Source organism: Faecalicatena faecalis, assembly GCF_012524165.2.
Classification (GTDB): Bacteria; Bacillota; Clostridia; order Lachnospirales; family Lachnospiraceae; genus Faecalicatena_A; species Faecalicatena_A faecalis.
This window is the reverse complement of record NZ_JABACJ020000029.1, coordinates 86,730-99,749: the sequence shown is the minus strand read 5'-3', so window position 1 is coordinate 99,749 and position 13,020 is coordinate 86,730. Positions and strand designations below refer to the sequence as shown.

The 13,020-nt window shown below is 43.2% G+C and carries 12 protein-coding genes; 4 read left to right on the top strand and 8 right to left on the bottom strand.

Annotated elements, in window-relative coordinates:
* Window positions 1-78: 78 nt before the first annotated feature.
* The 7 genes from HGO97_RS20845 to HGO97_RS20815 form a co-directional block, all read right to left on the bottom strand.
* Complete coding sequence (locus HGO97_RS20845) at window positions 79-1,623, bottom strand: ATP-binding cassette domain-containing protein (protein WP_009247522.1); 1,545 nt, start codon at window positions 1,621-1,623, stop codon at window positions 79-81.
* A 453-nt stretch (window positions 1,624-2,076) separates the two neighbouring features.
* On the bottom strand, window positions 2,077-2,454 hold the full coding sequence (locus tag HGO97_RS20840; protein ID WP_009247523.1) for a TnpV protein: 378 nt from the start codon (window positions 2,452-2,454) through the stop codon (window positions 2,077-2,079).
* A gap of 26 nt (window positions 2,455-2,480) precedes the next feature.
* Window positions 2,481-3,620, bottom strand: a complete 1,140-nt coding sequence (locus tag HGO97_RS20835) for a plasmid recombination protein (RefSeq protein WP_019190307.1) — start codon at window positions 3,618-3,620, stop codon at window positions 2,481-2,483.
* 355 nt (window positions 3,621-3,975) lie between these two features.
* Window positions 3,976-5,130, bottom strand: a complete 1,155-nt coding sequence (locus HGO97_RS20830) for an AAA family ATPase (RefSeq protein ID WP_009247525.1) — start codon at window positions 5,128-5,130, stop codon at window positions 3,976-3,978.
* The gene (locus HGO97_RS20825) at window positions 5,120-5,455 is read right to left on the bottom strand and encodes a plasmid mobilization protein (protein WP_009247526.1); all 336 of its coding nucleotides are present in this window, start codon (window positions 5,453-5,455) and stop codon (window positions 5,120-5,122) included. The genes HGO97_RS20830 and HGO97_RS20825 overlap by 11 nt, the downstream gene beginning before the upstream one ends.
* The gene (locus HGO97_RS20820; RefSeq protein ID WP_009247527.1) at window positions 5,445-6,536 is read right to left on the bottom strand and encodes a site-specific integrase; all 1,092 of its coding nucleotides are present in this window, start codon (window positions 6,534-6,536) and stop codon (window positions 5,445-5,447) included. Before HGO97_RS20820 ends, HGO97_RS20825 begins: the two co-directional genes overlap by 11 nt.
* Window positions 6,537-6,725 (bottom strand): helix-turn-helix domain-containing protein, encoded by a 189-nt coding sequence (locus HGO97_RS20815; protein ID WP_009247528.1) that lies wholly within the window; start codon window positions 6,723-6,725, stop codon window positions 6,537-6,539.
* 448 nt (window positions 6,726-7,173) lie between these two features.
* Here HGO97_RS20815 and HGO97_RS20810 point away from each other — a divergent pair, with 448 nt between their 5' ends.
* Entirely contained in the window at window positions 7,174-7,704 is a 531-nt protein-coding gene (locus HGO97_RS20810) for a helix-turn-helix domain-containing protein (RefSeq protein WP_009247529.1), read from the top strand.
* A gap of 292 nt (window positions 7,705-7,996) precedes the next feature.
* On the opposite strand, the gene guaA is transcribed toward HGO97_RS20810, so the two are convergent.
* Window positions 7,997-9,289: a glutamine-hydrolyzing GMP synthase gene (guaA, locus tag HGO97_RS20805; RefSeq protein WP_216244910.1), complete on the bottom strand. Its 1,293-nt coding sequence runs from the start codon at window positions 9,287-9,289 to the stop codon at window positions 7,997-7,999.
* Window positions 9,290-9,438: 149 nt separating this feature from the next.
* On the opposite strand from guaA, the gene HGO97_RS20800 reads away from it, so the two are divergent.
* From HGO97_RS20800 to asnB, 3 genes are all read left to right on the top strand, one after another.
* A complete protein-coding gene (locus tag HGO97_RS20800; protein ID WP_216244907.1) occupies window positions 9,439-10,335 on the top strand; it encodes a dipicolinate synthase subunit DpsA in 897 nt (298 codons plus the stop codon).
* A 6-nt stretch (window positions 10,336-10,341) separates the two neighbouring features.
* Window positions 10,342-10,920 (top strand): dipicolinate synthase subunit B, encoded by a 579-nt coding sequence (locus HGO97_RS20795; RefSeq protein WP_216244905.1) that lies wholly within the window; start codon window positions 10,342-10,344, stop codon window positions 10,918-10,920.
* Window positions 10,921-11,087: 167 nt separating this feature from the next.
* A complete protein-coding gene (asnB, locus tag HGO97_RS20790) occupies window positions 11,088-12,938 on the top strand; it encodes an asparagine synthase (glutamine-hydrolyzing) (protein ID WP_216244903.1) in 1,851 nt (616 codons plus the stop codon).
* The last annotated feature ends 82 nt before the right edge of the window (window positions 12,939-13,020 follow it).

Here is a 13,020-nt window from a genome sequence, read left to right as displayed (position 1 = left end):
TCCTCCAAATTCAAATCTTTGTATGCTTTCCAACTCACTAAAAGCCTGAAATTTGTCAGTCTTTCATCCTTTTTGTTATCAATCACCAATTAGCTGTAATCCATTAGGATTTAGCTGATATATTTTATCGCACACCTCTTCAATATACTTTCTATCGTGAGAAATGCTAATGACAGCCCCCGGAAATTCTCGGAGCATTTTTCTTATTACCGGACCGGACAATGGTGAAAAATTTCTTGTCGGTTCATCCAGAATAAGAACATTTGCACCACTTAAGCTCATCCTCAAGAGAAGCACTTTCGCCTTTTGTCCGCCTGATAACTCCCGAATCGGATGCTCCATTTCATCTGGTGTGTATTTAAGTGAACCAAGGTATGTTCTAATTCTTGTACGCTCTTCTTTATCTCCTGTTTTATCAAGGTAATCAACCGGTGTAACATCCAAATCCAGCAGGTCTTCATAAGTTTGAGGCATATATTCTGCTTTAATGTCATTCCGATTTAGGAGTTCTTCCGCTATCTTTTTTAGAAGAGTCGTTTTTCCTGCCCCGTTGGCTCCTATCATACAGATTTTTTCTGAACCTTTTATTTTTAAATGAATTCCTTCTGCTAAAATTCTTTTGCCATCCGGAGTCACAAGCTTTGAAAGTTCATATTCTATGACCGTTTTTCCTGCGGGAATGTGTGAGTTTTCATCCCCTAATTTGACAAAGATTGCTTCTTCCTGTTCCGGCATCTGAGTCATATTTTCATCTTCTTTTTCAAATCTTCGTTCCATTGCCTTAACCGTATGCATTTTGTCCTTTAAGTTTTTGGCAACAGACGGTGCTTGTCTGGTACAACTTCTTAATGCACCTTGTACACTCTGCATAACTCTTTGATATTTTTCATCGCGAATCTTTTTCTCCCTACGGTCACTCAGTGCCCGCTGTTTTTGGATTTCAAATTTATGAAGCCGTTCTTCCACATAGCGTCTATAGGGAAGCTTTGCCACGGTATATCTCGCCTTTGTTTTTCGTATAATCTGCTCGATATGTATCACCATGTTGGCAGTACGCTCTATCAGCGTTTCATCGTGTGAAATAAAAAGCACAATGTGCTTCCAGTCATTTATGATTTTTTCCAGTAATGTAAGCGTCGCAATGTCGATGTCATTGGAAGGTTCGTCCAACAACAGCACAGAAACATCGCGAATGAAAAGCCTCATAAGTTGTGTCTTGACTTTTTCGCCTCCTGAAAGACTACCCATTGTCTGGTTACTGTAGAAAAAATCATTTTTCATTCCAAATTTTCCCGCAATAACAGACAATTCTTTAGGCGTTTTCTCCCAGAATATTTCCTCTTCAGAAAAATATTCGTATATTGTTTTTTCCTTATCTTCATCGAGCATCTCCTGCGGAAGATAACCAAGACGTTCGTGTCCCATTATCCTTTCCCCATCTGCTTCTATATAGTTTTCTACAAGCGACGGATTGTATATCCACTTCATTAATGTCGATTTCCCATTTCCCTCTTCTCCAATAATAACTGCCTTATCTCCATCATTTAGCACAAGGTTGAAATCATTAAGAATTATTCTCAGGTCTTTTTTATGTGTTAAATTTAATTTTTTTATCTGCAACATTAAAGTTTCTCCTTTTCGAAGTCTGAGCCAATTATTATTTTGAACACACAAAAACGAGTCTTTTTTGCATACGCAAAAATAGACTCGCTAAATAGACCCTTATTTCTTTTCCAAAAGGAAAACAAAGGAAATGCCTCTTGCGATAATCCAACTTAAGCGTACACAAAACAAACCTATTCTCTACAGGCTCAATAACTATATGTGTCTTACTTAAATCAAATTATCTATTAATCATTTCCTCACCTTACACAAAATGTGCCTTTCTTTCTTCTAATGGCAATACTATCATACTGTATTTTTTGTGTCAATACATTTCACCTTATGGAAGTGCAAATTAAAATTTTCACTTCCTAATTATACATCCAACCATTACGAAATTCAATCTTTCACAACCTCTTTACAACCACAACCACAGCACTCCAGCAAACGCAGGAGCACCATACCGTAAAACGCTTATGTGTAAATCAACTCCGTTCCTACAACTTCCCTCACACAAGCCTGAATATTATTCATTCTTCCAATCCATTCGTAGGGATTATCTTTCTTTAATTGTTCCGTCACATCTTGTCTGTCGGCATATTCCTTTACCAGTCGAAGAAACATATCCTCTGCTTGCTTATCGACTTCTGCAAGATAACTATGCAGCTTTCCGCTTGTCAGCAGGTTCATATATAACACTTTATAGTGTTCCTTTAAATGCCTTGCATGTCGTTTCCCCCATAAACCAATCGGCTCTATTTCTTCTTCGGCTGGTACTGTGATGTTCGGCAATAAATAATCACCCACCTGTCTATAAGTTCCGCCCATTTCTTCAAAAATTGTCTTTGTCATTTTCCTTTTCCTCCTGTGATTTTTGTCTATCGTGATCGTGTATTATCACGCTTGCGACCTTTAACTGTTCTTGCCTGCTCCAACAAATCATCTATCTGTTTGCGACCAAAAACCTTACGGAGCAGGCTGTAATCTTTATTTTCTGCTTTTAGGATTTTGTTTTCTTCGGTCAATCTTTCATTGACTTTCTCCAAACGCTGATTGGTGCGGTATAACTGTGCATTCGCTGTATTCAGCCTATGATAGTTGTCCCACCCCTCAAAGCAGCGGGCAAGCACCGTTTTGACAAGTTGCTTCAATTTCCTTACAACCGGCTCTGCCATTTTGGTTTTATATGCCTTTGCAGTCATAAATTTCTCTGGTTCTGGCAACTGATATTTCGGTGCAGTATCAAGCTCTATTTCAAGATTTGACAGCTCGTCTTTTGCCTTATCATAGTTCAATACTCGTTCCGACAACACATCAAATTCAATCTGTTTCTGCTCGATTTTCGCACCTAATGCCGCCACTTCTTTTTCTCTTTCCTGCTTTTTATAATCCAAAACAGAAAGATGTTTTTCGTGTGTGCCTAAATGTTCCCACTCAATCCCATAACGTTCCATCACCGCCGCAAGCTGTTCTTTTTCGGACTGTATCCATTGCGACCACTCCGTATCGCCACGACTGCCGCCCTTAAAACCTTGCGTTGCAAGAGCCTGCTTTAGTGACACTCTTGTATCAAGTCCACGCTTGCTGCCTGTGGTAAAAGGTACAAAATCTATGTGCAGATGTGGTGTAGCTTCATCCATATGCAGATGAGCCGAGAACACCCGAAGCTGTGGATTTCGCTCCTGAAAACCCTGATAGTATTCATCTAAAATCTGCTTTGCCAGTTCTCCGTTTTCCGTATCGGCGTTCATATTTCCCTTACCGCCCACCTGTAAAATGATTTCGTGGAACGGTTTTTCCTGCTTGGAACTTCGGATTTTTTCATAATAATCTTTTATCTTTCGGTCTGACCTTATCTGCTTGGCATTGTATCTTTCCAATGCTTCATCAAACAATTCGTGATAAACTGTCTTTATATTTTCATTGCAGTAGTCGATATTGAGATGAGTACGAGTTCCGTCTACATTTTCTGCTCGGAACTTTCGGCTATTGTGATTGACCGAGCCTTTACCGACCATTGCACTTATCGTTCTCTGCATTTTTTCATCTCCCATCTGTAAATTTCAACATTCTCAGGTTTTGTTACTTTTGTCAAAAGTAACGCAAAAGCACTTTTGACGGGTACACCCATCAAAAATGCGACCTGTAAACAGGTTTTGCGTTCTCCGAAGGCTCTCCGAGGGGTGAGCGTGTGCCGGTGGCACACACGCCTGCGAACCGACCGAGCCAGCAGGCGAGACCAAAGAGCCGCCTTTGAAAAGGCACTCTCTGCACACTCCCCTAAACTTTATCCGGTGTCAAAGTGTGACGATGGTGACAATGTTTTTCACAGCGTGCTGCTCTCAAAAACATTGACACCTTTGACACCGTTTGTCACGCCGTCTGCTCGGTTTCTTTCCAAAGTGAAACCTTTCTTCCGTCGTGTGTGCGGCTGTTCTGATAACGGATACCGTAATCACGAAACAGCCTGCTTGCGTTGATACTGAGCCTTAAAGAAAGTACATTCGGCTTTATATCCACCGCAAGCCTTTCGCAAAGTTCCGAAGCAGTTCCTTCCCATCTGTCACTTTCCGAAAAGAGCGTATCCGCTATCTTCTCAAGCAGAGGTTCGGGCGGTTCTTTCCACATCTCCGTTTCCGATTTTGCAAAGTTCCACACCAATCGCTCGCTGTCCCTTACAAGATGGATTTTCATATCCTGCTGGTCTCTGCCAGCAACATCAAGTGTGGCATTGTTGGAAGTACGCTTGTCCTTACTGAGAACAAATGCACCGTCTGCCGCACCCATCAGACCATTCGTGCCTGAAATCATATCGAATATATCTTCCGATTTTTGTTTGCGTGTATGATGAACAATAAGCATTGAAACCTTGTAACTGTCTGCCAACGCTTTCAGCCTTGCCACAACATCATAATCACTTGCGTAGCTGTAATCTGCTCCGCCTGCTTCACGCACACGCTTTAAGGTGTCTATGATAATCAAGCCTGTGTCTGGGTGTTCCCTCATAAACCCTCTTATCTGTTCTTCCAGTCCGCCATTGACCGTTTTACATTCCGTTGCGAAATACAGATTGCCTGTCTCCTTTGCACCGAACATCTGAAACAATCGCTTCTGCAAACGTGGGTAATCATCTTCAAGGGCAAAATAAAGCACCGTTGCCTTACGCACCTTATACTCCCAAAGCGGTGTGCCTGTGCTGATATGATAGGCAAGCTGTGCCATCATAAAGCTCTTTCCCACTTTCGGGGAACCTACGAAAAGGTAAGTTCCCCTTTGGAGCAGACCGTCGATAAGTGGTGTCTGAACCTCAAACACCGTATCATACAGCGTTGTCATTGATACTGTTTTCAGATAGGAAGGGTCTAACTGTCTGAGTATTTCCCTTTGCATTTCTTCAAAAGATTGCTCGTACCCCTTGAAATCCGTATCCTGATTGACTATACTATTGTCAGTACATTTGGAAAGTGACTGTTCCGCATCTGTTGCCGCAGATACATTTGGAATAGTCATTTCTTTTTTATTCTCCATTCGCATCCTCTCCTTTCAAACCGCCGAGAATAATGGAAATCAGTTCTATTACACTCAGCAGTTCATCATCCACACCTTTTCCTGCTTCAATCCTTTTCAGTTCCGCAAGGACTGTGGCAAATTCCGTTTTCAACGCCTTATACACTCTCGGATTGCCCTGTACCACCACATCCTGATTTAAGCAACGGCGGTAACAATACTCCTGTTTTGGCAATCCTGATAGAGCTACAGCTCTGTTAATGAGTTCGTTTTCTTCGGGCGATACTCGAAACCCTACTGTGATATTCCTCCAACGATTTTTGTTATCTCTGTTCTTAGCTGACATTTTCAAAATCTCCTTTCCCTAAATCATCTAATTTTTCTGCCATCTCAATCTGCTTTGACGGAAAGAGGTGTGCGTACTGATAAGTAATATCAATACTTTCGTGACCAACTCGGTCAGCAATCGCCACCGCAGAAAAGCCCATATCAATCAAGAGTGAAATGTGGCTGTGACGGAGATCGTGAATGCGGATACGCTTCACGCCTGCCGCCTTTGCCCCTCTGTCCATCTCGTGATGAAGATAGCTTTTCGTCACCGTAAAGATACGGTCTTTCTTCTTCAATCCGTAAAGCATACCGAGATATTCTTTCATTTCCTCACACAGAAACTTCGGCATTTTAATCGTGCGGTTGCTCTTTTTCGTTTTCGGAGAAGTAATCACATCCTGCCCTTTCAAACGCTGATAGGATTTATTGATTGTGACTGTTTCCTTATCAAAGTTGAAATCTGCCGGAGTCAAAGCTAACAGCTCGCCCTCTCGGATACCGCACCAGTAAAGCATTTCAAACGCATAAAAGGAAACAGGCTTGTCCATCATCTCAAAAGAGAATTTCTTGTATTCTTCCTTTGTCCAGAACAGCATTTCCTTGTGTTCCTCACGTCCCATATTTCCCACCTTTGCCGCAGGATTGGAACGCAGTTCATAGTAGCGGACAGCGTGATTGAAAATGGCGGACAACTGATTGTGCAGCGTTTTCAGATACGTCTGTGAATAAGGCTTTTTCTTCTCATCACGATAGGCAAGCATTTCATTCTGCCAAGTAATAATCTCCTTTGTGGAAATCTCGCTGATTTTCAGTTTCCCGAAATACGGAAGTATCTTTGTGCGTATGATATGCTCTTTGGTAAGCCACGTGTTTTCCTTCAAACGGTTCTTCACATCATTGATATAAAGCTCCGTAAAGGCTTCAAAACTCATATCAAGGTCTGAAGAAGTCTGCAATTTGAACATTCTTTCCCATTCCTGTGCTTCTCGTTTGGTAGCAAAGCCACGCTTGCATTTCTGCTTGCGTTCCCCTTTCCAGTTCACATACCTTGCCATCACATACCAAGTACCGTTATCTTCATTCTTAAATACCGGCATTTACATTTCCCCCTTTCCTGCTCCGTAGAGCCTTTCGTAAAAATACTGGCGATTTACACGCCCTGCAATCGTAATAAAGCCCTTTGCTTTCAATTCCTCATTTAATTGTCTGATGAGTTTATATGCATAAGGTTTTGATACGTTTAGTTCCTGAGCCACATCTTCGGCTCGGATAAATCTGTTTTCCATATCCTTTTTCTTCCTTTCTTAAAATAATTTTTTGCTTGCCGCTTTCTCCGTGTTAAAGTTCCAACAGGCACTCCTGCTTGTCGGCAGGCGCTGTGCTGTCCCAATGCACCGCAGTACATCAGGCGCTCGCTCGTATAGGGGTTCCCGAAAAGTCGGAGACTTTTGGGGAAGAGGAGGAGCAGTGCAGCGAATGAGCTTTTGTGCTTGCACACAAGCGAACGATACGGAACTTGCTCCGACGAGGTCTTGGCGGTTTGGCTTTTCGGACGGTCATTCAGTTGTCGCATTAAGCATATTTGTTTAATTCGTAATTTATTTTACTAAACATATTTGCTATTGTCAAGTGGTTGCAAAGAAAATATTAAACATTTTTGTTTCGGTTTTTCTTGACTTCCACTAAACATTTCTGCTATACTTATTTCACTAAATATAAAAGGAGCGTATCATTATGGCTATCAGCGAAAGAATACATTTTTTCAGACTAATGCGTGGTATGACACAAAAGTATCTCGGTACAGCAATCGGTTTTCCAGAAAAGAGTGCTGATGTGCGTTTGGCACAGTACGAAACTGGTACACGCAAACCGAAAGCAGACCTTACAAATGCATTGGCACAGGTGCTTGATGTTTCTCCACAGGCTCTTGATGTTCCTGACATAGACAGCTATATCGGTCTTATGCACACTCTGTTTACCCTTGAAGATATTTACGGTCTTACTGTCAGTGAAGCAGACGGAGAGGTATGCTTAAAGGTCAACAAGGACAAAGGCAGAGAAGCATATGAACTCCTCAAAATGCTGTATGCTTGGAAAGAACAGGCAGACAAGCTATCTTCCGAAGAAATCAACAGAGAAGAATACGATAACTGGCGTTACCATTATCCAGAGTTCGACACCACACAGCGTTGGGCAAAAGTTCCATCACAGGAATTAAGTGACGCTCTCGTGGAAGCATTCAAAGACCACTTGAAAGATAAATAAGCACCTACAGGACCTGCCACTGGCAGCTCCCTACAGATGCTTTGGCAACGACAAAAAAGCCCTTAACTATGGTTATTAACCACAGCTAAGGGCTTAGTTTATAATATGGAATTTGTTCAGAGCCAAGCTCCGAACTTTAGTCTGCAAGCCACCTGTTAATTGTTCCGTTACCCATAAACCACTGGATAACAAGAATAATGGCACTTGCTATGACTGTTATCAATTTGTTATCAAAAGACTAATCGAAATCGCTGAAACCCGCATAAACACTGGCTTTTTTAAGCAACTCGATTTATTCCCACTCTATTGTTGCCGGCGGCTTCGGTGACATGTCATAGCATACGCGGTTGACATTCTCTACCTCTGCGAGTATCCTTTCTGTAATCTTCTCCAGAACTTCCCAGTCGACTTTCTCGATTGTCGCTGTCATGGCGTCAATTGTATTGATTGCTCTTAAGATTACCATGTACTCGAAGCATCTCTCGTGATTCTTCATTCCTACAGATTTGAAATCCGGTACAACGGTAAAATACTGCCATACTTTCTTATCCAGTCCTGCCTTCTCGAATTCTTCTCTTAAGATTGCATCAGACTCTCTGACTGCTTCCAGACGGTCACGTGTGATTGCGCCCAAACAGCGTACCCCCAATCCTGGGCCCGGGAATGGCTGACGATATACCATGTGAGGCGGCAGTCCCAGTTCGATACCACATGCACGTACTTCATCCTTGAACAACTGCTTTAACGGTTCTACCAATTCGAACTGTAAGTCTTCCGGCAGGCCGCCTACATTGTGGTGAGATTTTACCATCTTTGCAGTCTTTGTACCACTCTCGATAATATCCGGGTAAATGGTTCCCTGTCCCAGGAAGTCGATTCCATCCAACTTGCGTGCTTCTTCTTCGAATACACGGATGAATTCACCACCGATAATCTTCCGTTTTTCTTCTGGATCTGCAACACCTGCAAGCTTATCCAAGAAACGGTCTGTAGCATCCACATAAATCAGGTTTGCATGAAGCTGGTTCTTGAACACTTCTACAACGCTTTCAGACTCATTTTTACGCATCAGACCATGATTCACATGTACGCATACCAACTGCTGGCCAATTGCTTTTAATAAAAGTGCGGCAACTACAGACGAATCCACACCACCGGAAAGAGCAAGCAATACCTTGCGGTCACCTACCTGACGCTTGATCAGTTCTGCCTGATCCTCAATAAAATTCTTCATATTCCAGTTTGCGTCTGCTTTGCACTGGTCAAATACAAATGCTTTCAATGTCTCGTCATCTGGTAATTCATCATACTGCTTCTCACACTTAGAGCCTGGATAATCCACGGATATCATTGGATATCCACAGTCATACAATACTGGATTGACCTCAACTGCCTGTCCATCTACGACACGGTTCTCTCCACCATTTAAAATAATTCCCTTTACATTCTCTAATGCGTTTAACTCTTCCACAGTGATGTCGTGGGGATGAATCTCGCTGTATACGCCAAGACTGCGGATTTGGCGGGCAAGTACTGTGTTATTTGTACTCCCCAGATCCAGAATAACAATCATGTCCTGTTTCATTTGTTTTCCTCTCCTTCTATTCGTACGATTTAAATTCTCTTCTATTATAACTGAACGTTGTTTGATTTTCCATCCATGAAATGAAAATAAGCACATATTTTTCTCTCTGCATATAATAAATAAAATTGTATTTTGTCAGGAGTTTCATAATGGAATATCCACAATACGATTACGCGGTGATCGGAGGAGATATGCGGCAAGTTTATCTGACCGAGGAATTGGCACACCACCAGAACCGCGTTACTTACTATGCTCTTATGGGTGCTCCCGATGAACGCCGGTATTCCGATGCCGCTTTTGTGTCCTGTGCCCCTTCCCTAGAGGAAGCTGTCCGGTTCTCACGCTGTGTGATCTGCCCCATTCCTTTATCTAAAAATGGTGTCCATCTGAACCAGAATGTGCTGGACCATGACGTTCTTCTTACTTCTCTACTTGACCTGCTGACCACGGGACAGTCCTTTTTCGCCGGCTGCGTGCCTGATGATTTTAAAAATAACGCACAAGAAAGCGGTGTTTTGATTTACGATTTGATGCAAGATGGCTGCCTTTCTGTCTATAACACGATTGCCACCGCTGAAGGTGCTGTCTGCGAGGCAATCATGAGAAGTCCGTTAAATCTCCACCACAGCCGATGTGCTGTACTTGGCTATGGGAAATGCGGCCGCACGCTGATCCACTATCTGAAAGGAATGTTCTGTGATGTCTATGCCTGCTCCTATCACCCAGAGGAATGCGCGGCCGCCAAAACATTTGCCGACAATGCGGGGGGGCTTGATGAGTTCGCCGATCAGGCAGCGGAATTTGACTTTATTTTCAATACGATTCCTGCAAAAGTATTGACTGCTCCTCTTTTGATGAAGATGAAACCATCCGTAACAATCATTGATATTGCCTCTGCGCCCGGCGGGGTGGACTATGCCGAAGCACGCCGCTTGGGCCTTACAGCAGCATTGTGCCCCGGCCTTCCCGGGAAATACGCCCCGGCCTCCTCTGCAAAGGCAGTAAAAGAGGTCATTGAAAAAAATAATATGATCCATAAGGAGTGAACAAAATTGTCTTTAAAAGGAAAAACCATTGGGGTAGCCTTTACTGGCTCCTTCTGTACTTTTGAGAAAGCATTCCAAGAGCTTCAAAAGCTGGTTGACGAAGAAGCACTTGTACAGACCATTTTTTCTGATGCGGCAAGCAGCTTTGACAGCCGTTTTGGAAAAGTCCAGTCTTTTATTGAACGGGCAGAAGAAATCACAGGTGTGAAGCCGATGCTGACCATTCCCCAGGCTGAACCAATCGGCCCCGGCAGTCTGCTGGATATCCTTGTCCTGTTTCCCTGCACCGGAAATACCCTGGCGAAGCTTGCCAACGGCATCACAGACACTCCCGCTCTGATGGCGGCAAAGGCCCATCTGCGCAATAACAAGCCTCTGTTGATCTCGATTTCCACCAATGATGCTCTGGGCATGAATATGAGAAATATCGGCCTTCTGATGAATGCCAAAAATGTGTACTTCATTCCATTTGGGCAGGATAATCCGAAAAAAAAGCCAAATTCCATGATCGCACACACAGAACTGCTGATTCCTTCTATTGAAGCCGCTTTAGAGGGACACCAGTACCAGCCCGTGATCCAGTAACTCGTGTCCAAATCCGCCCCTGAAGGGAATCCCGTAACTCATGCCCTTCGGGCGGACTGCGGCAGAGCCGCAATATAAGGTATACCCAGAGGGCATCCCGTAACTCATGCCCTTCGGGCGGACTGCGGCAGAGCCGCAATATAAGGTATATAAAAGGAGACTTAAAAATGTGTGGAATAGCAGGATTTTTTAATCCGTATGTGGATTATAAAACGGAGGAACCCAAATGGCGACATGTTCTGGAAAGGATGAATGCCGCCCAGAAACGGCGCGGACCGGATGATGATGGTACTTACTTAAGCTCCATCTGTGGTCTGGCTCATGTCCGCCTGGAGGTCATTGACCTGAAAACCGGCCATCAGCCTCTTATCAGAAGGTCAAATGGCCGAGAATGTGCCATCATTTTCAATGGTGAAGTTTATAATATGGCGGAACTAAAAGCAGAACTTTCACTGGAAGGAGTTCATTTTCAGACGACAAGTGATACCGAGATAGTACTGGCAGGTTATATGCTGCATGGAAAGGATTATATCAAAAAGCTGAATGGAATTTTCGCATTCGCCTTATGGGACTCTGCATCTGAAGAACTACTTCTGTTCCGTGACCGACTGGGCATCAAACCTTTGTTTTATACGATGATTGGAGAAACTTTAGTATTTTCCTCCGAAATTAAAGGACTATTTGCCTATCCGGGAATCAGACCAATTATAGATAAGAACGGCCTATGCGAGATTTTTGCACTGGGACCTGCTAAAACTTATGGAAAAGGCGTATTCAAGGATGTGCTTGAAGTCCTGCCCGGACAGTGCATTACCTTTGACCGTACCTCCTGCAGCGAAGAATTTTACTGGCAGTTGGAAAGTCATCCCCATACTGACTCTATGAAGGAAACCATCGAAAAAACTGCATGGCTTGTAGAAGATTCCGTAAAAAAACAAATGCTTTCTGACCTTCCGATCAGTACTTTCCTCTCCGGCGGAGTAGACAGCAGCCTGGTAACAGCAATCTGCGCAAGGGAACTAAAGAAACAAGGAAAGATCCTAAACACATTTTCCTTTGACTTTGTGGGAAATCAAAAATATTTTAAGTCCAATTCCTTCCAGCCCAGCCAGGACCGTCCTTTCGTAGAACAGATGGTAAAATACTGCGGTACGAACCACCGTTTTCTGGAATGCAGCAATCAAAATCAGTTAGACTGCCTCTATCAAGCAGTGGATGCCAGAGATCTGCCTTGTATGGCGGATGTAGAGTCTTCCATGCTGTATTTTTGTTCCGAAGTCACAAATTACAATAAAGTCACCCTGACTGGCGAATGTGCTGATGAAATTTTCGGCGGTTATCCATGGTTCCATAACGAAAAAGCTTTTAAAACAGATGCTTTTCCATGGTCCATGAGCATGGAGCCTCGGCAGGCACTATTAGATGATAGTGTCATCCGTGAGCTGCACATGGACGAATATGCTCATGCTGCCTATGAAAAGACCATCCGCGAGACGCCCCGCCTTGCAGAAGATACTCCGGAAGAAAAACGCCGTCGGGAAATCGCATACCTGAACCTGCGCTGGTTCATGGTAACTCTGGTAGACCGAATGGACCGTACCAGCATGTATCATGGACTGGAGGCTCGCGTACCATTTGCAGATTACCGCATTGTAGAATATATCTTCAATGTTCCTTGGGAAATGAAATGTCCTGATGGAATCGTAAAAGGATTGCTGCGTCATGCAGGAGAGGGACTTCTGCCAGAAGAAATCCTATGGAGAAAAAAGAGTCCTTATCCGAAAACCTATGACCCGGCATATGAAAAACTCCTTGGTGACGAACTAAAAGAAGTCCTGGCAGATTCCAACGCTCCGATTCGTACACTGCTGGATACCAGAAAAGTCAACGATTTTTTGAACAGCCCATCTGATTACGGAAAACCATGGTATGGACAGTTAATGGCCGGACCACAGATGCTGGCCTATATGCTGCAGGTGAATTATTGGTTAGAAAAATATAAAATTCAGATTTTATAAACAACGAAAATTCAGAAGCTATCCGATATCAGACATGTATTACAATCTAAATCATTTTCTTATATCGGGCAAAAAATATTGG

Coding starts and splice junctions, on each gene's coding strand:
- HGO97_RS20845 (WP_009247522.1), bottom strand. CDS start 1,623: ATGTTGCAGATAAAAAAATTAAATTTAACACATAAAAAAGACCTGAGA.
- HGO97_RS20840 (WP_009247523.1), bottom strand. CDS start 2,454: ATGACAAAGACAATTTTTGAAGAAATGGGCGGAACTTATAGACAGGTG.
- HGO97_RS20835 (WP_019190307.1), bottom strand. CDS start 3,620: ATGGTCGGTAAAGGCTCGGTCAATCACAATAGCCGAAAGTTCCGAGCA.
- HGO97_RS20830 (WP_009247525.1), bottom strand. CDS start 5,130: ATGGAGAATAAAAAAGAAATGACTATTCCAAATGTATCTGCGGCAACA.
- HGO97_RS20825 (WP_009247526.1), bottom strand. CDS start 5,455: ATGTCAGCTAAGAACAGAGATAACAAAAATCGTTGGAGGAATATCACA.
- HGO97_RS20820 (WP_009247527.1), bottom strand. CDS start 6,536: ATGCCGGTATTTAAGAATGAAGATAACGGTACTTGGTATGTGATGGCA.
- HGO97_RS20815 (WP_009247528.1), bottom strand. CDS start 6,725: ATGGAAAACAGATTTATCCGAGCCGAAGATGTGGCTCAGGAACTAAAC.
- HGO97_RS20810 (WP_009247529.1), top strand. CDS start 7,174: ATGGCTATCAGCGAAAGAATACATTTTTTCAGACTAATGCGTGGTATG.
- guaA (WP_216244910.1), bottom strand. CDS start 9,289: ATGAAACAGGACATGATTGTTATTCTGGATCTGGGGAGTACAAATAAC.
- HGO97_RS20800 (WP_216244907.1), top strand. CDS start 9,439: ATGGAATATCCACAATACGATTACGCGGTGATCGGAGGAGATATGCGG.
- asnB (WP_216244903.1), top strand. CDS start 11,088: ATGTGTGGAATAGCAGGATTTTTTAATCCGTATGTGGATTATAAAACG.